26 protein-coding genes and 1 pseudogene are annotated in these 23,157 nt (G+C 68.5%); 6 read left to right on the top strand and 21 right to left on the bottom strand.

The genetic code is table 11. The features are described 5' to 3' along the window. Window positions 1-65: 65 nt before the first annotated feature. From ACWEN0_RS28185 to ACWEN0_RS28120, 14 genes are all read right to left on the bottom strand, one after another. Entirely contained in the window at window positions 66-725 is a 660-nt protein-coding gene (locus ACWEN0_RS28185) for an HU family DNA-binding protein (RefSeq protein WP_451979766.1), read from the bottom strand. 294 nt (window positions 726-1,019) lie between these two features. Then, window positions 1,020-3,656: a BTAD domain-containing putative transcriptional regulator gene (locus ACWEN0_RS28180; RefSeq protein WP_451979763.1), complete on the bottom strand. Its 2,637-nt coding sequence runs from the start codon at window positions 3,654-3,656 to the stop codon at window positions 1,020-1,022. A gap of 55 nt (window positions 3,657-3,711) precedes the next feature. Next, window positions 3,712-4,116, bottom strand: coding sequence for a pilus assembly protein TadG-related protein (locus ACWEN0_RS28175; RefSeq protein ID WP_451979760.1), 405 nt, complete (start codon window positions 4,114-4,116; stop codon window positions 3,712-3,714). After that, the gene (locus tag ACWEN0_RS28170; RefSeq protein ID WP_451979757.1) at window positions 4,113-4,502 is read right to left on the bottom strand and encodes a hypothetical protein; all 390 of its coding nucleotides are present in this window, start codon (window positions 4,500-4,502) and stop codon (window positions 4,113-4,115) included. Before ACWEN0_RS28170 ends, ACWEN0_RS28175 begins: the two co-directional genes overlap by 4 nt. A 26-nt stretch (window positions 4,503-4,528) precedes the next feature. Further along, window positions 4,529-4,900, bottom strand: coding sequence for a hypothetical protein (locus ACWEN0_RS28165; RefSeq protein WP_451979754.1), 372 nt, complete (start codon window positions 4,898-4,900; stop codon window positions 4,529-4,531). Next, window positions 4,900-5,094: a hypothetical protein gene (locus tag ACWEN0_RS28160; RefSeq protein ID WP_451979751.1), complete on the bottom strand. Its 195-nt coding sequence runs from the start codon at window positions 5,092-5,094 to the stop codon at window positions 4,900-4,902. Before ACWEN0_RS28160 ends, ACWEN0_RS28165 begins: the two co-directional genes overlap by 1 nt. Before the next feature lie 12 nt (window positions 5,095-5,106). After that, the gene (locus ACWEN0_RS28155) at window positions 5,107-5,958 is read right to left on the bottom strand and encodes a type II secretion system protein (protein WP_451979748.1); all 852 of its coding nucleotides are present in this window, start codon (window positions 5,956-5,958) and stop codon (window positions 5,107-5,109) included. Further along, on the bottom strand, window positions 5,955-6,806 hold the full coding sequence (locus tag ACWEN0_RS28150) for a type II secretion system F family protein (protein WP_451979745.1): 852 nt from the start codon (window positions 6,804-6,806) through the stop codon (window positions 5,955-5,957). Before ACWEN0_RS28150 ends, ACWEN0_RS28155 begins: the two co-directional genes overlap by 4 nt. Next, window positions 6,803-8,137: a CpaF family protein gene (locus ACWEN0_RS28145; protein ID WP_451979742.1), complete on the bottom strand. Its 1,335-nt coding sequence runs from the start codon at window positions 8,135-8,137 to the stop codon at window positions 6,803-6,805. Before ACWEN0_RS28145 ends, ACWEN0_RS28150 begins: the two co-directional genes overlap by 4 nt. Further along, on the bottom strand, window positions 8,127-8,933 hold the full coding sequence (locus ACWEN0_RS28140) for a hypothetical protein (RefSeq protein ID WP_451979739.1): 807 nt from the start codon (window positions 8,931-8,933) through the stop codon (window positions 8,127-8,129). Before ACWEN0_RS28140 ends, ACWEN0_RS28145 begins: the two co-directional genes overlap by 11 nt. Next, a complete protein-coding gene (locus ACWEN0_RS28135) occupies window positions 8,930-9,595 on the bottom strand; it encodes an SAF domain-containing protein (RefSeq protein ID WP_451979736.1) in 666 nt (221 codons plus the stop codon). The genes ACWEN0_RS28140 and ACWEN0_RS28135 overlap by 4 nt, the downstream gene beginning before the upstream one ends. Further along, window positions 9,592-10,122, bottom strand: a complete 531-nt coding sequence (locus ACWEN0_RS28130; protein ID WP_451979733.1) for a hypothetical protein — start codon at window positions 10,120-10,122, stop codon at window positions 9,592-9,594. Before ACWEN0_RS28130 ends, ACWEN0_RS28135 begins: the two co-directional genes overlap by 4 nt. A gap of 350 nt (window positions 10,123-10,472) precedes the next feature. After that, window positions 10,473-11,084 carry a hypothetical protein gene (locus tag ACWEN0_RS28125; RefSeq protein WP_451979730.1) on the bottom strand — a complete coding sequence of 204 codons (612 nt, stop codon included), beginning with the start codon at window positions 11,082-11,084 and terminating at the stop codon, window positions 10,473-10,475. A 71-nt stretch (window positions 11,085-11,155) separates the two neighbouring features. Beyond that, window positions 11,156-11,491, bottom strand: coding sequence for a DUF6355 family natural product biosynthesis protein (locus ACWEN0_RS28120; protein WP_451979727.1), 336 nt, complete (start codon window positions 11,489-11,491; stop codon window positions 11,156-11,158). Between the two features lie 358 nt (window positions 11,492-11,849). Here ACWEN0_RS28120 and ACWEN0_RS28115 point away from each other — a divergent pair, with 358 nt between their 5' ends. Both ACWEN0_RS28115 and ACWEN0_RS28110 read left to right on the top strand, forming a co-directional pair. After that, complete coding sequence (locus ACWEN0_RS28115; RefSeq protein ID WP_451979724.1) at window positions 11,850-14,102, top strand: ATP-binding protein; 2,253 nt, start codon at window positions 11,850-11,852, stop codon at window positions 14,100-14,102. After that, the gene (locus tag ACWEN0_RS28110) at window positions 14,099-15,433 is read left to right on the top strand and encodes an FAD-binding protein (protein WP_451979721.1); all 1,335 of its coding nucleotides are present in this window, start codon (window positions 14,099-14,101) and stop codon (window positions 15,431-15,433) included. The genes ACWEN0_RS28115 and ACWEN0_RS28110 overlap by 4 nt, the downstream gene beginning before the upstream one ends. 13 nt (window positions 15,434-15,446) lie before the next feature. Here ACWEN0_RS28110 and ACWEN0_RS28105 read toward each other — a convergent pair whose 3' ends face one another. The 4 genes from ACWEN0_RS28105 to ACWEN0_RS28090 form a co-directional block, all read right to left on the bottom strand. Next, entirely contained in the window at window positions 15,447-16,073 is a 627-nt protein-coding gene (locus ACWEN0_RS28105) for a prepilin peptidase (RefSeq protein ID WP_451979718.1), read from the bottom strand. 83 nt (window positions 16,074-16,156) lie between these two features. Next, window positions 16,157-16,327: a hypothetical protein gene (locus tag ACWEN0_RS28100; protein WP_451979715.1), complete on the bottom strand. Its 171-nt coding sequence runs from the start codon at window positions 16,325-16,327 to the stop codon at window positions 16,157-16,159. Window positions 16,328-16,414: 87 nt separating this feature from the next. Next, window positions 16,415-16,588 (bottom strand): DUF397 domain-containing protein, encoded by a 174-nt coding sequence (locus ACWEN0_RS28095; RefSeq protein ID WP_451979712.1) that lies wholly within the window; start codon window positions 16,586-16,588, stop codon window positions 16,415-16,417. Further along, window positions 16,585-17,421, bottom strand: a complete 837-nt coding sequence (locus tag ACWEN0_RS28090) for a helix-turn-helix domain-containing protein (protein WP_451979709.1) — start codon at window positions 17,419-17,421, stop codon at window positions 16,585-16,587. Before ACWEN0_RS28090 ends, ACWEN0_RS28095 begins: the two co-directional genes overlap by 4 nt. Window positions 17,422-17,600: 179 nt before the next feature. Here ACWEN0_RS28090 and ACWEN0_RS28085 point away from each other — a divergent pair, with 179 nt between their 5' ends. From ACWEN0_RS28085 to ACWEN0_RS28075, 3 genes are all read left to right on the top strand, one after another. Then, window positions 17,601-17,831 carry a hypothetical protein gene (locus ACWEN0_RS28085; RefSeq protein WP_451979706.1) on the top strand — a complete coding sequence of 77 codons (231 nt, stop codon included), beginning with the start codon at window positions 17,601-17,603 and terminating at the stop codon, window positions 17,829-17,831. A gap of 603 nt (window positions 17,832-18,434) precedes the next feature. Further along, complete coding sequence (locus ACWEN0_RS28080; RefSeq protein ID WP_451979703.1) at window positions 18,435-18,650, top strand: hypothetical protein; 216 nt, start codon at window positions 18,435-18,437, stop codon at window positions 18,648-18,650. Further along, window positions 18,647-19,423: a Scr1 family TA system antitoxin-like transcriptional regulator gene (locus ACWEN0_RS28075; RefSeq protein ID WP_451979700.1), complete on the top strand. Its 777-nt coding sequence runs from the start codon at window positions 18,647-18,649 to the stop codon at window positions 19,421-19,423. Before ACWEN0_RS28080 ends, ACWEN0_RS28075 begins: the two co-directional genes overlap by 4 nt. Before the next feature lie 368 nt (window positions 19,424-19,791). Here the strand turns inward: ACWEN0_RS28075 and ACWEN0_RS28070 are convergent, their stop codons facing one another. Next, window positions 19,792-20,025 (bottom strand): hypothetical protein, encoded by a 234-nt coding sequence (locus ACWEN0_RS28070; RefSeq protein WP_451979697.1) that lies wholly within the window; start codon window positions 20,023-20,025, stop codon window positions 19,792-19,794. 66 nt (window positions 20,026-20,091) lie between these two features. Between ACWEN0_RS28070 and ACWEN0_RS28065 the strand changes: the two genes are divergently transcribed. Beyond that, a complete protein-coding gene (locus ACWEN0_RS28065) occupies window positions 20,092-21,210 on the top strand; it encodes a class I SAM-dependent methyltransferase (protein WP_451979833.1) in 1,119 nt (372 codons plus the stop codon). A 40-nt stretch (window positions 21,211-21,250) separates the two neighbouring features. Here the strand turns inward: ACWEN0_RS28065 and ligD are convergent. Then, a pseudogene (gene ligD, locus ACWEN0_RS28060) lies at window positions 21,251-22,498 on the bottom strand (non-homologous end-joining DNA ligase); the annotation flags it as partial. Between the two features lie 380 nt (window positions 22,499-22,878). Beyond that, on the bottom strand, window positions 22,879-23,121 hold the full coding sequence (locus ACWEN0_RS28055) for a hypothetical protein (protein WP_451979694.1): 243 nt from the start codon (window positions 23,119-23,121) through the stop codon (window positions 22,879-22,881). Between the last annotated feature and the right edge of the window lie 36 nt (window positions 23,122-23,157).

The following is a 23,157-nucleotide window of genomic DNA, read 5'->3' as shown; positions in this document are numbered from 1 at the left end:
GCCGTAAACCAATTAACGACGCACGACACTAGCCGGAGCGGAGCCCTTCAGGGATGAAGCGGGACTTACTTCTTCTTGGCAGCAGCCGAGGTGCGCTTGGCCGGAACCTTGGCTGCAGCCGGCTTCTTCGCCGCGGTCGCGGTCTTCGCGGCGGCCGGCTTGGCGGCGGTCGCGCGGGTCCGCGTGGTGGTCGCCTTCGCCGGGGTGGGCTTGGCCGCCGTGGTCTTCGGAGCAGCCTTGGTGGCGGTGGCCTTCGCGGCCGGCTTCGCCGGCGTCGCGCGGGTCCGCGTGGTCGTCGCCCTCGTGGTCGTGGCCGGCTTGGCCGCCGCCGCGCGCGTGGTACGGGTCGTCGTCGCCTTGGCCGGAGCCGAGGCCGCGGCCGTCTTCGTGGCGGTGGCACGGGTGGCCGTCGCGCGCTTGACCGGCGTCGCCTTCGGCAGCTTCTTCGAACCGGAGATGACGTCCTTGAACGTCGTGCCGGCACGGAAGGCGGGAACGTTGGTCTTCTTGACCTTCACAGCCTCACCGGTACGCGGGTTCCGCGCCGTACGAGCGGCACGAGCACGCTTCTCGAACACCCCGAAGCCGGTGATGTTGACCTTCTCGCCCTTGTTGACCGTCCGGATGATGATGTCCACCAAGCCGTCAACGGCCTGCGCAGCCACCTTCTTGTCGTCGCCCAGACGCTCCGACAGCGCCTCGATCAGCTGGGCCTTGTTCGTCATTCCAGTCCTCCATAGTGGAACTAGCCGTCAGGCCCATCTCGGCCGACACCACACAGCGTATTACCAGCGCGACACAAAATCCAAACAGGGTGACCATGAACTCTGTTGTTTCGCCAGGTAAGTTCCGGCCGACCACACTCACCTTCGCCACCGACGCGGGAGCGAGTCACCCAAAAGACCACCCTGACCTGAGGATTCTCGACGACGACGCCGGTCTGGTCCATATAGGACACGTCATAATTCGATCAATTGTTCGACTTTGGGCGCGGGAAACTCAGGTGGCGCAACGAGTACCTACGTCCGTCCGGACAACAGCGAACTCACCAACGCGCTGGTCTCATCGTCCAGCTCCACGTCGAGCGACGCGGCCAACGCCGCGAGCTTGTCCGCCGTCTCCCTGACGGCAACGAGGTTTCCGGCGCGGTACTCGGTCCGGAGCAGGTCACGGTAGAGGATCTCGCTCACCGGTTCGGCTTGCAGGCCTCGCATCGCGGCCCGGCGCGCGGCCGGCAGGTCACCGGCCTTCTGGTAGGCGTCGGCCAACGTGTGGGCCACGTCGACGATCGAGTCGATCATCTCCCGCTGAAGCCATGAACTCCACGCGTACCTCGCTGCCGGGACGTTGCCGAACGGTGTGCCGTGGACCAGGTCGAGAGCCTTTTGGAGGTCCTGGACCGATACCTGCGGTCGCGCCAGTCCGCGCAGGGCCAGGGCTTGGAACGTGCGCCAGTCGCAGCCGAACGTCTCGGACATCCGGTAGCCGTGCCTCGCGTCAACGTTCGGCACGTAGAGGTCGTCGTTCACGTCGCGCCCGAGCCAGGTTCGCAGCCGCGAGATGTAGCCCTGCCGGGTCGTCGCGGACCACGGCTGTGCCTCGGTCCCCAACTTGAGCGAGATCTCGTCGGCGGTCGCACCCGGGTGCAGCGCCAGGAAGGTGGCGAGTTCGACCAGGCGGTTGAGCTTCTTGGCTTCCACGGCCCGCGGATCCGCTCCGAGCAGGCGGACCGGGCCGAGCACCTGCAGGGACCGCGTGGTCGATCCGGCGGCAGGAACTGGTCCGGGAAGACCGGCTTCCTCGGGCGGCACGTTGCGATAGGGCTCCGCCGGGACCTGGACCGCCTCGTCGGCGCGAGCGAGAGCCGCGACCAGCTCGTCCACCTGGCGGGAGGTCAGCTTCTGCAGCTCGACTTCCTCACCGAGAGGTCTCACGAAGGTGCGAGGTGTGCCGACGTCGAGGCGCCACGCGCCGGGGAGGAGCAGTTCGTCACTGTGGACCGTCACGACAGCCTCGAGACCGGGCCTGCCGAGAAGTGCTTTCAGCCCGCGGACATGCTCGGCGTCCGGAGGGTCCGCCGCCAGGATCAGCTCCGTCGTCTCGGACTCCGGAGCCTGACGCAACGCGTCATCCCAGTCCTCGGCGAATCGTGTCCGCGCCGGCAGAACCTCGGCCGAACTCATTCCGAAGCCCACGAGCGTCACCACCGTCTCTTCGGCCCAAGGTGCAACGGCCAGGTCCCAGGCCAACGCGAGCAAGACCGCTTCAGCTGCCGTCCTGTCGCCGCTGAGAGTCACAACACCCGCCTGACGCAGATCGACCAGCACGAGGTCACGCAGAGCCGTGTGGCCCAGGGACACCAGCGCCGGATACGGAGCTGGGCTCGCCTTCGCGTCGAGTTCGGCTTCGGCAGCCAGCTTCCACTCCTTCGAGGACACCGCGACGAACGGCTCGATCGGCTCGCAGGAATCTGTCAGGTGCAGCTCGACGCCATGCGAACCGAGCTTGGCGGCCAGCAAAGCCGGCAAGCCGACACCGGTGTCCCGAGCAGTCCGGGACAGTGTCCGGAGCGCGCGATCGAGGACATCGACTGTCGCAGGCTCCTCGGCCGCCCGGAGTTCCCGTTCGAAGCCGCCCGGCTTCGGGATGCGGATTCGGTGCCCGGGCCGGCGTCGCCGGTGTGCTCGCCCGCGCCGGACGGCCAGGACGGTCAAGATGCCTGCGGCCAGCAGACCTCCGATGCTCGCGGCCACGGCGGACGGCGAGTCCCCGGCCGTCGCAGATCCGGCCGGCGATGGGCGTTCGGGCGGAGGCGCTGTGTGTCCGTGCGGTGGCGAAGGTGGCCTTTCCGGTTGTGGAGCCTGTGAGGGCGGCGGTTCGGGAGGCTCACACGAGCTCAGGGCGGCCAGACGGGGACTTGCCGCCGCGGCGCCGCCCCCGCCGTGCACCGGCTCCTTCGCGGGAAGTCTGAGGACATCGCCGGGGTGGATGTCGTCGACGGCCTCGAGCGGCCGCCCCGACGGCTGTGGCCGGCCGCGGTTGAGTTCGAAGATTTCACGGTAGCGTCCGGCGTCACCGAGCTGCTCGTGTGCGATCTGGGACAGCGTCTGGCCCGGACGCACGACGATCTCTTCGCAGTCGGAGTCGCGCGGCAGCTGCAGAACCCATCCCGGCTTGAGCACGTTCGGGTCCTGAAGGAAGCGACCGTCGGGCTGGCGGACACCACGATTGAGGTCGAAGACCTCGCGGTAGCGCGCGGAACTGCCGAGCTCACCGGCGGCGATCTTCGTCAGGCTGTCGCCGGGGACGACGACATGCGTCGGCTGGGGTTCGTCGCCCGTCGGCTCCGCTGCTTCGGCAGCTGTGCCGGTCAGTACGACGAGGAGCAGGGCCGCGGCGATGCGCTGGGCCCACCCGAAGCCGGGCAATCGAGGAACGGCCGAGCCCCGAAGGCGGGCCAGCGTCTCCAGCGTGATCGCCACGACCAGCTGGAGCCAGGCCACGAGAGCGGCGCCGACCAACAGCAACAGGAAGAGCCGGCCGTTGTCTTCGGTCGTCAGCCACGCGACGACCTCGGCGGCGTTCGGCACGTGATCGGGCAGGAACACGGATCGGAAGTGCCACAGCGCCATCGGCGGCACCACCGTGATCGCCACCACGACCACCGAGGCGGCCGCAAGCCGCACAGTCCTCCCACACATCGCTCTACTCCTATCCCCCGGAAACGACGACCGCCGTGCCGCGGCCGTGCACCGTGAACTCGGCGATGCCGATCGAGCCGAGGAAGATGGTCGGCCGGGTGATCGTGGTGTCGACGACGATGCGGTCGTCAACCCAGCGCACCGTCCCGCTGACACCGGACACGGTCAGGTAGCGCTGCGCCTCGACCATGGCCGGCTGGGGATCCACGTCCGCCCCTGCGCCCGCCGCCAGCGCGCGGGTCCGCAGCGCTTGGCCGCCCGCACGTGCGGCCTCCTCCGCAATCGAAGTCGCCTGGGAGTACGCCTGGCCCTTTCGAGTTCCGTCCACTGCGAATCCGACGCCGACCAGCACCGCGATGCTCAGAGCGAGGATCAGCACCGACGCCGAGCCGCGTTCACCGCGCAACGACGTCATGATCGGGCTCCGTACCGGTCGATCGGTGATCGGAACTCCGATCGGAGTGTCCTCGAGCCGCCGATCCCCGGGACCAAGTCGGCGAGCGGCACGACGCAGGTCACGGTCGCGACGACGTAACCCGTCTCCCCAAGCGAATTTGCGAAGTCACGGGCGTCAACATTGACATCCAGGCTGCTGCACGAGAGCTGCTGCTCGGCGAGGACTGCCCGAGCACGGTGATCCGCCGTGACCGCGGCGGTCCGGCCGTCGTGGGCGATCGACGCCCCCCGCGCAGCCGAGCGTGCCGCTTCGTCGATGGCCGCGTCGGCCACGAGCAGACGCAGGCCGGCGATGCCGAGCCCGAGGACCAGGAAGAGCGCGACAACGCCGACCGCCGATTCCATGGTGATGTCGCCGCGCTCGGACGGTTTCACGGGCGCAGTTCCTCGATCGGGCCGGACGAGGTCTGGCTGATCGGGAACTGCGCGAACGGCAGCAGAGAAACTGCTTCACCGGTAACGGTCACGGTGACGTTCCGGCCGTCGGTCTCGGCGTGCGCGGCGGCATCGTGCAGCCATGAGCCCGTGGCCCGGGCGACGTAGGCGGTCGCGGATGAGGCGGCTGCCGCCGTGTCCACCGGTGGTAGCCTGGCCGCGTGAACGCCGTCGCGTGCGGCTTCGAGCGCGATACCGCGACCGAGGAGCACGACGGCGACTTGCAGGATCGCCCAGGCCACCAGCAGGATCGCGCTGAAGATGACCGCGGCCGCGACGTTGTCGTCGCCGCGTTCGCCGGGCAGCATCAGTGGCCGCCGATCAGCGGGAGCTTGCCGTTGACGAAGGCCGTGATCCCGGCGCCGATCAGCGTGGCAACGGTGATCCCGAGCGCGGCGTAGAAGGCCTTGGTGATGTTCTCGTCGCCGCGCTCGCCCTCGTCGGCGAACTCGTCCAAGCGTGTCCGGAGGCTGAGCCACCAGCACGTGATCATTTCGAGCATGATCTTCTCCTCTCAGGTGTGAAGCATCAGGTACAGGCCGGGGAACGCGAGGAAGGCGATGAAGGCCAGGCCGAGCAGGGCGACGGGCATGTCCATGCGGTCCGAGCGGACCGAGGAGCCGGTCTTGCGGTCGGCGAGCTGTTTCTCGTCGAGCGCGGCGGCCTTGGCGCGGAGGGTGTCGACGATGCTGGCGCCGTCCTGGCCGGCGCTGGCGATGATGTGCCCGATGTCCTTCAGCTCGCGGACACCGGTTTCCTCGGCCAGTTCGGCGAAGCCGTCCCAGGGCATCCGGCCGCGGAGGACAGCTTCGTCGATGGCCTGCTTGATCCGGCGGAATGCCCAGCCGGTGCCGAGCGTGGTCGGGTAGCGCAGTGCCTCGACCGGGCCGCGGTCGCCGAGCCGGCCCAGCGCGACGAGCCGGCAGTAGGCGGCCAGCGCGCCGGCGAACGTCGCTCGCGCGTGCTTGACCTTGCTCTTCAACATCACCACGGGCAGCTGCCAGCCGACGACCGCGCAGCCCACGGACGCCGCGCCCGTCAGCACGATCGGCGGCGCGGCGTCGATCAGAGCCAGCACAGTTGTCAGGAACGGGATCCACAGAGCACCGCCCAGCAAGAAGCCGACCCGCTGGACCACAAAAGACTCTCGTGACTGCCCGACCAGTGTGAGATCAGCGGGCTTCGCCGTGACCTTCATGCGGTCAGCACGCACGACGACGGCTTCGAGCAGCCCGTCCGAACCGCGCGGAGCTTCGCGGAGCACATCGGCAAGGCGTGGCCGCGTCGGTGCGAAGGCCGCCACGATCAGGGTCGCACCGACTGCTGCCGTGATCGCCAGTACGATCAGCACGGACTCGGTGCTCATGTCGGCTCCCGGAAAAGGAACCTCGGCGCTGGTGGCTCTACGCCGAGGCGGCGCAACCACACCACGGCGAGGCCGACAACGCTCAGCACGAGGGCGAGTGCCAGCTGGCCGCCGATGGAGCTGTAGACCGACGTGTAACTGTCGCTGCCGAACGCGGCGAAGCCGACGAACATCACCGTCCAAAGCCCGAGCAGAATCCGCGCGGCGGACCGCCGCCGGGCGCGTTCGGTCTCGGCGTCCCGGCGCGCCGCGACGTCGGCGGCGACCTGCTGCGCCAGCGTGGTCAGCAGCTCGGCGGTGCCGGTCCCCTGCTGGTGAGCGACGCAGAGGCCGGCCGCCGCCGCGTCGCCGATCTGGTCGTCGACGTCGTCGGCGAACTGCAGCAGTGCCTCGGCGAGGTCCCAAGTGCGCAGCCGCTGTCCCAGCGTGGTTACCTCGGAGCGGATGGAAGGGGCCACGTCGTTGGCCGAGCCTTGCAATGCGCCGACGAGACCGGCGTTGCCGGCGCGCAGGACATCCGCGAGGCCACGCAGCCAATCCTCGAGCGCTTCCAGCCGCTCGACCCGCCGGCCGGCGAGATTGCCGGCGCCGAAGAGCCACGGCAGGAACGCCCCGGCCGCTGCGACGGCCGTTCCCGCTACTGGCCAGCCACTGATCAGCCAGACCAGAGCACCAGTACCGCAGGCCAGCCCCCACCTCACCGAGCTACGTCGCCGGACGAGCAGCCACCGTCGGCCGCGTCGGAAGGCAGGCACCTCGGACGACTCACGCCCGTAGATACCGAGCACGGCCAGGGTGATTCCCAGACCCGCTCCGCCGCCGGCCAGTGCGAGGACGGACTCGGTCATCGTCCGCTCCGATCGGTCAGCCAGCCGCCATCGCCACCGCCGGTCAGCCAGACCCGGTCGAAGCCGCCGCGCTCGTAGTCCGCGATGTCGGTCGGAAGATTTCCGGTCGGCGCGGGAGTGAACAGGGAAGTACGAGCCGGGCGCCCGTACTCCCCCGGCTCGACGGAGACGATTTCGGCGACGTGCCGATCGAGGCGGCCGGGTTCCTGCACGAGGTCGACGTGCACGATCAGGTCGATGGTGTTCGCGACCAGCTCGTACGCGAACTCGGGCGTCCACGCGGCGTTCGCCTCCAGGCACAGCAGCACCATGCGGTGGATCGCCTGCGCGGCACTGCGGGCGTGCACTGTGGACAGCGATCCCGCACCACCCGCGGCGAGGGCGTTGAGCATCGGGACGATCTCGCCGCCGCGGACCTCGCCGACCACGGTGCGCGCGGTGTGCATCCGCAGCGACTGCCAGACCAGCCGCGGCAGGTCCACGCCGCCGACCGGCTTGCCGTTCTCCCACCGCTCGGTGTTGCCTTCCCGCTCTTCGAACGCGACCACGGCGGGGAACCGGTCGCGATGGCGGTGCAAGCCGAGTTCGAACTCGGTCTCCAGCGTGGCGAAGCGCTCGGTGGCCGGGACCTCCCAGCACAGCGCCCGCAGCAGTGTCGTCTTCCCGGCTTTCTGCCGTCCGCAGATGACGATGTTCTTCTCGGCTCGCACCGCCGCGCGCAGGAAGGCCAGCTGGGCGGTCGAGAGCATGCCGCGTTGCCGCAGAACCTCCAGGCCGGCCGTGGGCAGCCGATGCCGGCGGATCGAGATGTGCGGCCGGTCGGTGACGCCGATCGCCGCGGCCAGCCGTTCTCCACCGGGCAGTTCCATGTTGAGGAGAGGGCGGGATTCGTTGATTGTGTGCTCGGTGCGGCCCATCCGGGCGGCGATCCGCTGAAGCCACTGGACGACGGCCTGGTCGGTGGGCGCGATCCGCGGCGCCCGCCCGACGCTGCCGTCGTGATAGGACAGCCACACCGGGTCGCTGCCGATGATGTCGATGTTCTCCACCCCGTCGTCGGCCAGGAGCACCTCGAGCCGGCCGAGGCCGAACATCTCGGCCAGGACACCCGCCCGGACCGCCTGTTCCTGCTCGAAGTCGAGGAACGGACGACCGGACCCGGCCCACTCCTTGATCACGGTGGCGAGGACGTCGTCGAGCAGGACCTCCGCGACCGCGCGCTCGTCCCGCTCCCCTGCTGCGATCCTTTGCTGCACCAGCGGCGCCAGCCGCTGTTGCACAGCATCGACGACATCGTCGATACCGGCGAACGTGGCGACGTCAAAGGACATGGTCGTTCACCACCGGCGGCGGCTTCCGCAGCCAGCTCATCCGCTCCATCGCGCGGCGGCCGACCTCGCCGGCCGTCTTCCGGGCGTCGGCCAGCAATGGCGACGTTTCGAACTTCCGGCCGGGCCGGTGCAGGTCGGAGAACTGTGCCGCGTTGACCGGGTCCCAGGGCACCGTGCCGACGACGTGGAGGCCGAGCTCCTTCGCGATCTCGCCGTGTGGATAGCGCTGGTGAATCCGCGGAGCCGGGTCGGCGACGAGGACTACTAGCCCTTCGTCGTCGAAGACGCCGTGCTCCACCCGGATGACATCGACGGCCTTCGCGAGAGCTTGCAGTGAACCGCGGCAGTTGCGCACGACCACCACGACCAGGTCGGCTTCCGACAGGATCGCGGCCGCGGTGGCCCGGCTGCGGAACCGGCCACAGTCGGCGAGGACGTCGACGGTCTCCAGGTCCAGGAACAAGGACGTCAGCCGTCGCCAGTCCAGGCTGTCGGCTTCGCGCGGAGAGCCGACGCCGGGCAGCAGGTGGTGGCGGCCGGTGCCGTCCGGCAGGACGAGCAGCTGGCTCGACATCGCGCGGTGCAGCGGCATGGTCCGTGCCTGAAGCATCAGCTCGAACACCCCGGTTCGTCCGTGGGTTCCCTCGGGGTCGAACACGCTGAGCGCACGGCCGCCGGCCGGGTCGCACTCGGCGACGACCGCGTGTCGCGGCCAAACCCAGCCGAAAGCCAGTGCCGCCGTCGAAACACCGGGGCTGCCGTTGACGGAGATGAAGGAGATCAGCACGCCGATCACCGGTCCTTCGGCAGCACGACAATGGCGACGCCGCCGGCCGAGGCCCGCGAGGCCAGCTGGACGCCGTTCGCTTCCGGCACGACGACGTCGATCACCTGGGTCGAGGTCGCATCGCGGTCGCTCACGCTGATCACGGCGCCGCGGACCGGCGGCCACGCCTCGGCGACGGTTCCGGCGGCACCGGCGGGGACCAGGAGGATCGGCTGGCGGGGCTGCAGCGGCGCGGCGGGCAGCTGCCCCGGCTTGACCGGCACGCCGACCAGCTGCTGCCCGGCCCCCGGGACGGGGGCCGAGTCGGTCACCGCGTCGGGCGTCACGATCTCACCCGGGTGCAGATCGGTCGGGGATGTCCGGCCGACGACGTCCAACCGCCGGTCCCACGGCAGCGGCCGGACACCGGGATCGGGCCGGACCTGGACTTCCCGCAACGCGTCGGCGGTGATGACCTCGCCGTACCGGACGAGCCGGGCGACACCGACCGAGGCCACTGCCTCGTCGGTCGCGCGGAAGACCCAGACGATCCCGACCGCGGAGAGCGCGGACAGCAGGACACCGAGCAGAACGAGCAGCTTGGAGCGGCGACGTCGCGGTGGCCGGAGCGGAACCGGCTCCGGAGGTGGGGCGTCGGGAAGGCCGCGCAGCTGCTGAACCCGCGTCGTCATCGCGGTCCCCGGGTGTTCAAGGTGCGGATCTCCCGGACCGGCAGCCGCGCCGACGAAGTCAGCGCCATTGTCCTGAACGCGCTCTGCCCGCCGCCCGACCAGCGGATCTCCCAGCGGCTCGTGGCGTTGATCCCGGCCACTCCCCCAGCGACGAGGTCGCGGTAGACGTGTCCGCAGGTCGGGGACGGCTGTCCGGCCAGGCTGTCGGCGAACTCAGTGCCGGGACCGGGGCAGCTAACCGCGGTCCCATCGCCCATCGACCAGTCGATCTTGGCCAAGGTGGCCGTGGCGGTCACACTGACCGGGCCGGCGCTGGCGGTGCGCGTCAGTGGGCCGACGGTGGCTTCGCGGCGAGCGGTCCACATCCAGACCGGAAAGCCGATGGTCGCGCCATGCGGCGAGTCCGCCGGGGGCGCGAGCCGGATGTCAGGCGCGGACAGTGCCATCTCCGAGATGGCCTGTTCCGCCAGCTCCGCCGGCGACACCTGCGGGACGACGACCGGTTGCCCGTTCGGCGCGAACACCACCCGCGGCCACCCCTGCAGAGCGCCACCGCCCTGACAGATCAAGAGCTTCAGCGAGCCATCGGATGGTGAATGGCCACCCCACAGCGGATCACCCGCGGGCGGCGGAGTCCACAGCTGGTCGACGCAGGACGTACGTGATCCTCCGGATGAGCCAGCCTGATGACCCTGCGAGGTCCCGCGTTGAGGCGTACGGCCAGTCGCTGTGCTGCCTGTCCGGCCTGGGTCGGTGGCCGTCACCCAGCAAATCCCGCGGGTGCTGGCCGACTCACATCCACCTGACCCCGACTGTCCGTATGCCACCGTCGGCACCGCGGCCACGACGAGGCCGGCGGCGAGGACGCAGCTTTCCTTCAGCATGGTTTCTCCAGACGTGCTTGGACTTGCTGAACCAGCCACCGATCGGGGTCCGGGTAGCGGACCACCTGGGCCTCGAACTCGTACCGCCGAGGTTGAGCCGGATTGTCCAGATTCCGGCCGGCCTCACCGGCCTTGTCGCTGATGAGGTGTACGTCGGTGGCGTCGAGGCAGTCGGTGATGACCACTCGCGGCGGCTGGCCGAGGGACACCGAAGTCACCTTCGGCGCTCGTCCGTACCGGCCGACGGTGTGCGTCGGCACCGAGGCCAGGTTGGTCACCTCGTTGACGTAGTCGGTCAGCGCCGGATCGGCCATTGCCTTCACCAGCTCCGGTCGCCAATCCTTCTCGCGCGGTGCGCGACCGGCTTGTTCGCTGATCTGCCAGTAGAGCTCGTATGCGGCCAGCGCAGCGCTCGATGCCTTCGAAGCCGGCTCGGCAGGTTCCACCCCTGACGGAAGCGACACTGGCGCGGACGTCGTGATGGCCGCTGGCTTCTCCACGTCACCCGCGCATCCCGGCAGACCGACGACGAGGAGCAGCGAGACAACCGAGAACCGATTCTTGGGCATATTCCGGCCTTCCTGCAGTGTGTTCGACCAGGCCATCCAAACCAGGCGCGGACGAACCGATCAGCGCGCTGCCCTCTGTTCACACGAATGTGTGGCGCGATGCCCCATCACGCCGGCCCGTAGTACCCCGGGCCGCACCCCACACCGCCGTTCCACCAAGCGCCGATCACGCGCCACCGGATCACCGGCTGGAGGTTGGTCGTCCCCGGGCCGACACAGTAGTGGTACAAGTTGAAGAAAATGTCCTGAACATCGAGCATCACCGTCGACCCGGAACCGTTATCGCAATGCTCGTATTCGCCTCCGCCGAGGTAGCCGCAACCAATGATCGCAGCTTTCTCCGTCGTCGGCTGAGCGGATGCATCCATCGCCACGGAGCAACCGAACGACAGAACAACCAAGCTGACAGCGGACGCCCGCTGAAGATACGTCAAGAATGACATTTACTTCTCCGATGAATGTGTTGAGTTCGCTGAATCGAGGCGCGCGGCGTTCTGCGTGAACGCGCGTCATTCCGACCGGACAGGTTCACCTCGAACGAGCCAAGCGGAGTCGCTACAGGGAGCTAGCCACGCACCGTTCAAGTCGTCACCCGTTTGGGTTCACGGACCAACTTTGGACCACTTACAGTGTTCGATCGTCCATCTCGCTGACGATCTTGCTCGCGGCGTCCCGCAACTTGCCCTGTCTCGAAGCTCCCGCAGCGCTATTCTCGTTGCCGAGGGGTACGTATCCGTCGCTCGGTGCTTCCATCCCAGGATCAACCGGAGCGACCGCGATTACCAGGGGGTTTCTGTTTTCATGTACCAGAAACATGAAACGCGGAGAACGGAAGCGAAAAAGCGAAATAATTTCGGAAACGAGCTCCGGGACGTTCGCCTCGCCCGCGGCCTTTCGTTGACCGAACTCGCCGCTCGCACTCACTACAGTCGAGCTCACCTCGCCAACGTCGAGCACGGCCGCCGTGCAGCAACCACGGAACTGGCGGAGGCGTGCGACATCGCGCTCGAGGCCGGCGGCGAACTGCTGGCACTAATTCCGCGCCCACGCCGGAGTGATTCGGAAGCCGCAGTGGCGCGCCCGGCCCAGCTGCCGGCAGCTCCGGGCCGGTTTGTCGGGCGAAGCTCTCAGCTGTCGGCTCTCGACAGCGCCTCGGGAAGAGCGGACAGGTTGTCGATCGCGACCGTCCACGGGCCACCCGGAGTCGGGAAGACGACCCTCGCCCTCTACTGGGCCCATCGCGAGATCGACCGCTTCCCCGACGGTCAGTTGTTCGCGGACCTTCGCGGTCATTCGGGACACCAATCGCCGACCAGCGCCACCGAAATACTGGAAAACTTCCTGATCTCCCTGGGGCTCACTCCCGCGGACGTACCGGCCAGCGAGGAGAAGCGCGCAGCACTGTTCCGCACGATGACCCACGACCGCCGCATCCTGGTCGTGCTCGACAACGCGCTTTCTTCGGAACAGGTGCGTCCCCTGCTCCCCGGCGCAGCCGGCAGCACGGTCCTGGTGACGAGCCGGATCATGCTGACGGGGCTGGTCGTGCGCGCAGGTGCGACGCAGCTGGCACTCACCTCCTTTGCCACCGGCGATTCATTCCGATTGCTGCGTGAAGTCGTGGGCCCGCGGGTCGACGAAGAGCCGGCGGCAGCGCAAGCCGTCCTCGATCGGTGCGGTCATCTCCCGCTCGCCGTCGCGGTCGCCGCGGAACGGATCGCAGCCCACCCCATCCGGCTGTCCGAGCTCGCCGAGGACCTCGCCGAAGAGCGCCAGCGTCTCGCCGCCCTCGCATCGGACGAGGACGCCGACGTCCGGGCCGTCTTCTCCTGGTCGTACCGGGCGCTGCCGGCTTCGGCGGCCCGGATGTTCCGGCTGCTCGGCCTGCACCCCGGCAAGGAGATCGGCGTTCCGGCGGCCGCGGCGCTCGCTGACATACCGCCCGACCAGGCAGCGCAGCTCCTTCGCGCGCTCGCCACTTGCCACTTGGTCGAGGAGGCCGACCGAGACCACTTCTGGCTGCACGAGCTGCTGCGGGTGTACGCGTCCGAACAGGCATTCGCCGTGGACGCGCCCCAAGAGATCGAGCAAGCTCAGGTACGTGAGCTGTCGTGGTACCTCGACACCGCCGGCGCGGCCGGGCGCGCTCTCGAGCCGTTCCGGCCACCGACCTCCGATACCGCGCTACCCGGCTACGCCGAAGCGTTCGCCTGGTGCGAGCAGGAACTGGCCAGCTTTCCGTCGGTGGTCGGCCTCGCTCTCCGGATCGGGCACCCTGCTCTGGCGTGCAGCCTGTCGCAAGCACTCTTTTCCTACTTCCACCTGCGCAAGCCGTGGACGATCTGGGAACGCACCTACCGCTTGGGCTTGGAAGCCGCGGACCAGCTCGGTGACCCCTGCCTGCAGGCCGACATGCTGACCGGACTCGGTCTCGTGGAACTCGGCTTGGGCAGCCCGGACAAGGGCCGTCAAGCGTTCCAGCGGGGACTGGACCTGCTGGAAAGCGAGGGAGAGCCAACCAGGTCGGCGTGGTGCTACATCGGCATCGGGCTCGCGCACGCGGACATGGAGGACGTCAGCGAGGGCAGGAGCGCGCTCGAACACGGCATGGTGATACACCGCGGCCAGAACGACCGGCACGCCGAATCGGTGGCCTTGGTCCATCTCGCCGATCTTTGCCGAGCAGAGATGCACACCGACGACGCACTCGGATATGCCGGCCGAGCCCTGGCACTCTGCAGGTCCATCGACGACAAATACGGCGAAGGGCTCTCGCTCTACCAGCTGGGGACGACCTACCTCGCCGCCGGCATGCTCGATGATGCGTTGCACCGGCTCGAAGAGGCTCTTTCGGTACAGCAAGCCGCACACGACGACAAGGGACAAGCCGACACCCTCTGGGCTCTCGGCCGGACGTGGGACGCTCGCGGCGACAGCACCATGGCGCGCTGCCGGCTCGAGGAGGCCGCGGACATCTTCGAACGGCGAGGCGATCCCGCCGAAGCTGTTGTGCGCGCCGGCATCGCCAATCTGAAGGATGGGACAGCACTTTGACCAACGTCTTTTCTCACCTGCACTTCGACGGCACGATGGTCACCGACCCTGCCTCGACGGCCTTCGCGGCAGCCGACTTCGGCGGCATCATCAACCACCCACCGCTCGCGGTACTCCACGCCGGATCCTCGGCCGACATCGAGATCGTCCTGCCCGTCGCCGCGGCCCACGACATCCCGGTCGTGGCCCGCGGGCGCGGCCACAGCAGCTTGGGACAGGCGCAGGCACTCGACGGCTTGGTCATCGACCTGACCGCTTTGGCCGATGTTCAAGACCTCACCGAGGACCAGGTCACTGTCGACGCCGGCACAACCTGGAACTCACTTCTCGCACGCACACTCCAGCACGGACTGACACCGCGCGTCCTCACCGACTACCTGGGGACCTCCGTCGGCGGAACTCTTTCGGTAGGCGGGATCGGCGGTACCAGCCATCGGTACGGAGTCCAGACGGACAACGTGCTCGCTCTCGACGTTGTCACGGCCGACGGAGCCCTCCGCCACTGTTCACCGACCGAGCTGTCCGACCTCTTCCACGCCGTGCGGGGAGGTTTCGGTCAATGCGGAATCATCGTGCGAGCCACCCTGCCGCTGATCCCGGCGCCTGAGCGCGTGCGGCGCATCAAGGTCTACTACCCCACCATCGACGAGTTGCTCGTCAGCCAGCGCAGGCTGCTCGCCGACGGCCGGTTCGACTTCCTGCAGGGAGAGATACTGCCCACTCCGGACGGCTGGGTGTACATGCTGGACGTCGCCTCGTACTACACGCCGCCTCGCGAGCCCGACGATCACCTGCTCGTTTCGGGAATTGGTTTCGTGGCCGCCCGCGACAAGATCGAGAACTTGAGCTACTGGGAGTTCCTCACGCGCCTCGACGAGACGGTGACCTACCTCGAAGGCACCGGCGAATGGCAAGCCCCGCACCCGTGGCCCAATTTGCTTTTGCCCGACGCGGAGCTCGATGCGTTCACGGGCGAGATCATGGCCGACCTCGAACCTGCCGACTTGGGCGCGTCCGGGTTGATCCTCATCTACCCGATGGCCACCACTGCCTTCGGCACCCCGCTCTTCCGGTTACCCGAGGGCAGCATGGCCTACCTGGTCGCCGGACTTCGCTTCGCCACCGACCCGGCCAAGGCCCGAGACATGGTGGCCGGAAACCGGCAGTGGTACGAAGTGGCGGTCAGCCTGGGCGGTACCAGCTATCCCACCGGAGCCATCCCGTTCACCAGGGCGGACTGGACGCGTCACCTCGGGACGGCACAAGGGCCGCTCGCCAAGGCGAAAGCCCGTTACGACCCGTCGAACTTGTTCCCGCGACGCTTCGCGTGATCCGGTCGGCTCACTACCGCGCCAGAGTGCCGCACGCCAGCGCGACCGCGATCATCGGCGGGCCCATCGGCACTTGGCCGGCCCGGAAGGAGTATCGCCGCAGGACGACACCGACGACGCCGGCGGCAGCCGTCAGGACGTAGACGGCGATGAGTCCACCCAGCACCCAGTTCCAACCGAGCCAGCCCAGCAGCACGCCGACGCTCGGCGCGAGCTTTACGTCACCCGGCCCGGGCTGGCCGCTGAGTAAGTAGGAGAACAGCAGTAGCAAGCCCCAACAGGCCCCACTGACAAGGGCACGGACGCCGCCCCCGACGTCCGGCCCGGCGATGGCGGCGACGACCGAGCAGACCACGGTGGCGCCGACGAGCGGCAGGCTGAGCAGGTGCGGGATCCGGTGCTCGGCGGCGTCGACCGCGGCCGCCGGGATGCCCAGCAGGACGAACGTCGCCCCGACGGCGATGACGGCGGGAGCCCACAGCGCGACGGCCGCTCCGGCCACCGCAGCGGCGGCGATCGTCTCGGCGACGTACCGACGCGGCAGGGGCGCGTGAGCGGCCCGGCGGGTGAGACGAGCGACCACTGGGGCGGCAGCCAAGCCGAGTGCCAGCCCCACGAGCAAGCGAACACCGACGTCCACAGCGGCCTCACCTCCCGATCGGCCCTGGGAACCGATCATGGCAGGTCCAGCCGGGAACAGGAGTCCGCGAGCGGAAGATCGCCTTATCGAGTCGTCACTCCGGCGGGCACGCCGTCCGGGGTACCGACGACGTCCTCGTCGAGAACGTGGAGTTCGAAGCGCGCGGAGTCGTAGCCGCCGGCTTCCCAGGCGAGGTCGCTGTCGCCGACTCGCCATTCGCGGCCGGATGCCCGTTCCTTCAGCAACCACGCCACGACGACCTCCGCTCAGAGTTTCACGACCTCGGCGCGGCCAAGCTATCAAACCGTAGAACATGCGTTCGACAACCCCCTGACCCCTCGTCAAGCGTTCAGGTGATCCAAAAGTGCTACCCAAGCTGCCTGGTCGACCGCGAGCTGCCCCTGGGACGGGGCCTTCGAGTCACGCACACAGACTTCATCGCCATGACGAACCTCGACGCAGTCCTGCGTTTCAGTGCTCCAGCTCGACTTGAACCAGCCGGTCGAGTTCGTCATTCCGTCGCCTCCAACAGCTCGCTCTTGACCTTCGCAATGAGGTCGAGGCTGTCCTCGACGCTCATCGCCTTGCTACGTGCCGCCTCGGCCTTTTGCCGATGCACAGCGATGTCTTCGTCGGCGTAGAGCATCAGGCCGCCGCGGTGCAGCTCGAGACTGATGATCGACGGCGCCTGGTCCGAGTCGAACAGGATGAAGGGCCCAGCCAGAACGGGTGTCCAGCCGGCGCCGAACGAAACGATCCGCACCTCGACGTTGGGGAGCTCCATCATCTCCGCGAGATAGGCTAGCTGTTCCGCCCACACCTCGCGACCACCGATGGCCTGTCGGATCGCCGCTTCACCGAGGACGACGTCGAGCTTGGCCGGCGACTTGCGGGTGATCAGGTCGCGTCGGCCGATCCGGATCGCCACGCGCTCGTCGATCTCGCCGACGGGTACGTCGCCTTCTTCCATCATGGCGCGGATGACCGCACTCGTCTGAAGCACGCCGGGGATCAGCAGTGGCGCCAGGTGTGTGACTGTGGTCGCCGTGCGCTCTGCTGCGAGCAGCGCGTTCATCTGCTGGCGCCGCTCGGCCACCGTCACGGCGTGCCAACGCCCGCTCTGCCCCGCGTTCGTGGCCAGGGCCATCAGCTCGGCGGCCACGTCATCGCCGATGTCGAGCGCCTCGACGATCGCCGCCACGTCCTCCGGCTTCGGATTGCGCTCGCCGGTCTCCCAACGAGAGATCAATCCCGAGTCCGACTCCTTGCGGCCGATGAGCACGGCCAGCTTCCGCAGCGAGATGCCCTGCGCCTCTCGGGCACTCTTCAGCGCTTCGCCGAGGTTCATCGGCGCCTCGCGGTGCTACCAGCCATGCAGCACATGCTAATGCAGGTGGATGCCGCCGCAGATGTCACCTGATCAGGGCATTGCACAGCGTCGCTACCAGCGCTGACACTTGCTACCAATAGTCGGTAGCACTGTCAGCGCGCAGCTCACGGCCCTGACAGGGTAGCGGGGAGGCGAGCATGCGAGAACACCGCTGGCACGGAGTACCGCTGATCGTCCCCGCGCGCTCGCCTGCGGGTATCGCGACCCAGGTGGCGCTCGGACTGGTCGAAACAGCCGACGGACTCGTCCGCGCCGTCCGAGTGGGCACCCACGGCCGGCCCGCGATCCTGCCTCGTCAGGCGATGGCCGAGTTGGTCAGCCACGCCCAGGTGCTGCTGGACCGAGATCTCCCCGGCGACCGGAGATGACGGCGACGCCGACAGTCGCGAACACCCCCTGAGCAGCTCGGCCGCTGCGCTTGCCCCGACCCGGCGCAGCGGCCGAGCACCCACACTTCCCACGAGCACTCGACCGCGGAGATTCGCCATGACCACCGCAGCGCCTTCAAGACCCGAACCTCGGCCACGCCTGTTTTGGATCACCGAGGCCTCGACCGGCCTGAACCACCTCGTCACCGAGGCAGGTTTCGTGAACGGCATGAAGTGCTCCGGCTCTTACGTGGGACTTTGCGGGGGCCACTTCTCGGCGGCACCGATGATCGAAGCGCCGCAGGGGACGTGCGCTGCGTGCCGCGCGGTCCTCGTGCGCGGGCGGACGCGCTGCCGCAGCGAAGCACGCGACCGTTCCTGGTGGCGCCGTCTACGTGGCCTAGGCCAGTCGAAACCGGTGACCCGATGAACCCTTTTGGTGGTGTGCCCAGGTGCAGTCGTCCGAGATCACCTGGCCGACCGAGACCGATCTGCTTCTGGCGGAACACCCGGACTTCGTTCTGCTCTGCCGGATTCGGGCCGGCCTACGGAGACTATCCACTTCGGACTGTCGTCCAACCGGAACCGGGGCTGACATGACCCGTGCCACACAGCAGCTCGTCGACCTCCTCGAAGCAACGGCATTGGCGGCTCTACCCGCTGATCACCCAGCTTCGAGACGGCACAGCCACCGCCGAGGAGCAGAACGAGATCGCCGACGAACTGTCCGAGCTGCTCGAACTGCTGCGATCCCACGCCGACGACACCGAAGCCGGCGTCGTTCCGACTTTGCCTGATTCTGGAGTGAGAACCCTATGAGCAAGACAGCGTCACGCCTTCCGGCCCTGCTCGCGTTGAGCGCGTCACTGCGGGCGGCCCGGACTCGGCGTGGAATGGGTCTGCGCCGGTTGGCGGACCAGCTGGGCGTCCAGGCGCAAGTGTTGTCGTTGTGGGAAACCGGTAAACGATCGCCGACGCTGGAAGAAGTAGCGCACATACTCGGTTTTCTCCAGGTAGACGCCTCAGAGTACGGGCGCATCATGCAACTCCGGCGGCGGCTCGACCATCCAAACCTTTTCGAAACCTCCGGTGCCGATTCGTTCACCCTGCAGCAGATTTTCGAGGAAATGGCGATCCGCATCCTGGAGTGGGCGCCCCATATCATCCCTGAGCCGTTGCAAACTCCCGACTACACCCGCGCGATCCTCCAGGGCCGGGCAATCCGGCCGGACGACCTCGACCAGGAACTGTTCGAGCGTCAGGTCCGTCAGCTGGATCGCCGACCTCACTGCCCCCAGGTTGTCTTGCTGGGCGAGTCGGCCGCACAAGGGGACTTCGGAGCGCACCTGAACGGCGCCGCAGCGAGTCACCGACACCTGAGCATCAAGATCGTCCCGGCGAGCACGTGCGTTGCCGGGGTGATCGAGCCCTTCAGGATCTACGAGACCGAGGACAAGGTGTTCACTGTCGCACTGCTCCATCTGCACAGCACCGTCTTCGTCACCGAACCCGATGCGGTGAAGCGCTACCAGTCGACGTTTCGGGAGCTCGAGCGGGATGCCGTCGAGTACCAAGCGATCGAACAGCGCTAGCCAGGCGCCCGCACGGCAGGCGACAGCAAGCTACGGAGACGTTGTAGCGCAAGGCGCCCGGCATCAACGACGGTCGGTCGCGGGACCGGACGGACACTCACTCCGCGACGGGAGGGACGAGCCGGGTCAGTTCTCCGCTAGGTTCCCGCAAGTAGACCTCGATCGTTCGACCGAGTGCCCAAAGCACGACGTCGCGGAAGCTCTCGCCGTCGAACCACTCGCGGTGTTCGCCGGTCGTGGTCTCCGCCCAAGCCGCCGACCACGAACGGCGCCCGGCCGACGGGATGAGGAGAACGCACCCCGCTTCAGGGCGCTCCGAGTCGGCCACCTCGGGATCGTACCAGCGCCCGCGCCCGTCAGGCCGGAGTTCAGGACAACGGATCAGCAGGCAGATCCGACGGTTGCGCGGTCCGGAAGCGGTAGAGGGGATCGGTGTCCGGGTCGAGACTGTAGGCGACCGGGCTCTTCATCGTGATCGGCCAGCTGACACCCGGACTGTCGGCTTGCCCGAAGCTGACCTGGATGACCTCGGACTTGCAGGCGGGGTCGCCGGAGTAGTTGTACCCTGACGGGTCCCAGCTCATGGTGACGTCCGGCGGCACGAACCCAACGTAGTAGGGGCTGTAGAACCAGACAGGGTGCTGCCGATCTGCCCTCCGCACGCGTCGATGTTCCACCGGTCCGGTGCCGGGAGTCGCGGGATAGCAGTAGGAGTCCCGGAAAGCCTTTGCGGCCGGCCCCGTCGGCGCCGACGGGGCTCGCGCCGGTGCACCCGAATCGTCCACCTTCGGGCAGACCCACTGTCCCGTGCGCTGCGCAAGGGGCAACGAGCAGGTGGAACTCCACACCACACCCGGTTGCGTTTTCGCGATGCTGCCATCCCCGTGGCTGACTGCCGGCTCTCAGCAGGGCCTTGTCGTTCGGCCAGTGCAGCCGGCCCGGTTCGCTGGCCATTACCGACGGCGCGCGCCGTAGACTTCCGCGTCGGCTTCTCGGCTACAGCGACGGTCACCCACCTTCCGCAACTGGCGACCACCCATGACCTAGCCACTCCATCGCCGACGGGTGCTTTCGCCGCTAGTGAAAGGAGAACGACACTCGAACGCGGGCTCGATAGGATGCCCTACGTGCAGCCATCCGATCTTGTTGCGGTCCGTGAATCCTACGACCGGGTCGCCGACGTCTATGTAGAGCTTGGTGTGGGTCGATTGGAGGAGGAGCCGTGGCTACAGGCCGCGCTTGCCGCCTTTGCCGACTCCGTCCGGGGGCTCGGCCCGGTCCTGGACGTCGGCTGCGGCCCAGGCACCATCACTTCGCACCTCACCAAACTCGGGCTGGACGCAGCGGGCGTCGACCTGTCGCCGCGCATGATCGAGCACGCCCGGCAGCTGTACCCCGACCTGCGGTTTTCTGTCGCGTCGGCGACCGAACTCGACCTCGCGCCGGCATCGTTAGGCGGCGTGCTCGGCTGGTGGTCGCTGTTCAACCTCCCGCGGGAGCTGCTTCCAGGTGTGCTGAAGACCTTCGCTGGGGCGCTCGTGCGCGGTGGTCAGGTCCTGGTTGGCACCCATGTCGGCGATGGCGACGTGCCGCGGACCAAGGGCTACGGCGGCCTGCCGGTGTCCTGGACGACCCACCTGTACCGCCCCGAAGAGCTGGTTGGAATGCTGGCCGACGCCGGTCTTGAGTTGGTCGCCGACCTGCGGTTTCCTCCACAGCCACCGCAGCACCCACAGGTGCTGCTCGCCGCCCGACGCCCGGCCCTGCCGGAGGCAAGCGGCCAATAGCAGCGGGTTCTCCGGATCTAGGATCCGCAGTCCGGTGAATGATCACCTCGCCCTTGGTGAACCCATCGGGAAAGAGCGGTTTGTCGAGGTTGGACAGGGTCAGACGCCGGTTTCCGGCCTGGACCGTGACCTTCTTCCCCAGGGCGGCCGTCGGTGCTGCGGCCGGCGCGGCAGCCGCCTCGACCGGGGCGGCGGTGCCCGCCAGGTCTGGTGCCGCCGCTGTCTCGGCCGATGCCACCACAGGATCGGGTGCGACGACCTCATCGGGGCCGCGGTCCTCGCGTAGACCGCGCCAGGCGGTGTGCCGGACGCGGCCGGCGCTGGTGCAGGCGCGGAACACAACCTCGCCGACGAGCTCGGGTTCGACCCAGCGGACATGGGCGACGTCCGCGCGGGGCGGCGCGACCGCGAACGGATGCGTCCGTCGCTCCAGGGGCTCGAGGCGGGCTTGCAGACGGGAGCGGTCGGCCTCGCTGAAGCCGCTCCCCACGTCTCCGATGTAGACGAGGTCGCCGGTGTCGGGGTCGTGGGCGCCGAGCGCGAGGCCGCCCATCCGGCCGGCGATGCGGCCCTGGCCGGGCCGGTAGCCGCAGACGATGACCTCGGTGGTGCGGATCAGCGGGTGCTTGCGCCAGCCGTCGCTGCGCCGGCCCGGCTGGTAAGTCCCGGTGCGGCGCTTCGCGACGAGCCCCTCGTAGCCGGCGGCCGACGCGTGCTCGAGCAGGTTGGCGGGGGTGCGGCGGTCGGCGTCCAGCTCGGTGAACGTGAACGCCCGCACCACCGACACCCGGTACGGGTCGGGCATCGGCAGCGCGGCCAAGCGGGCGCGGCGCTCGTCATAGGGCTCGGCGAGCAGGGATCGGCCGGCCAGGTGCAGCAGGTCGAACAGGATGAGCCGGACCTCGATGTCGGACTCGAACGGCTCGTCGCGGCGGATGGAGCTGCGGTGGGTCTGGTAGCGGCCGCGGCGTTCCTGCATCCGTTCGAAGTCGATCCGGCCGGCCGGGCTGTAGGCGACGACCTCTCCGTCCAGTACGGCGTCCTGCTCGTCCAGCGCGGGGGCCAGGACGGTGGCCAGGTCGGCGAACTCGTCGGTGAAGTCGATGCCGTTGCGGCTGGTCAGCACGGTTGTGCCGTCACGTGCGATGCGCATGCAGGCGCGGTAGCCGTCCAGTCTGTACTCGTACGCCCACTCCGGCCCCGACGGCAGCCAGCCGCCGTCGGGTGTCGCGAGCATCGGCTCGATCCAGGCCGGCACCCCGCCGGCCGGGGCGCGTCGTGTCGCCATGACTGCCTCCGTCCCGGCCACCCGCTCCCGATGATTGGCAGGGTGTGCGTCTTCGCAGGTCATCACGGTAACCCGGATAGAGCAGCCGCACCCCTCGCCTGCCGTAACCGGCCGCGCGACCTCGTCACCCCGGCGCCCTTCAGTTCACCTGCGGAAACTGGCGCCAGGCAGCGCTGGGCGCGGTTATCGAGCATCCCCCGGCCGGGTGTTCATGATCTGCAATCTCGTCACCGACCACCCCGGCCCGGGGCGTCCGCGAATGGCGGTCTTGCCCTTGCGCCGCTTGGTCGGGTTGAGCGCGGGGACGGCGTCGTCGAGAGTCGCGACGGTTCCGATGTGCATGTGAAGCCGCCCGTCCCGCGCCCGGTCGACGATCTCCGTCAGCTGGCTCGGAACGGATTCGACGACGAAGTCGATCGCGAGACCGTCGGCGGGCGAGCCTCAGCGGGCCCGACCACCGACACCACCGTCCCGCCGGGACGGACGATGCTCGTCGAGCGCCGTTGGATGTCATCGCCGATGACGTCGAAGTCCAGGTCGACCCCGCCGATGTCGCCGAGATCGTCGTGGTCGAGGTCGAGGAACTCGTTCGCGCCGAGGGCGAGCGCCGCCTGGCGGTCCACAGCTCGCCCGGTACCGATGACCTAGGCACCGAACTC

It is taken from the genome of Amycolatopsis sp. NPDC004378, assembly GCF_053602455.1.
Note: the sequence above shows the minus strand (reverse complement) of the source record. Positions and strands in the feature narration are given on the sequence as shown.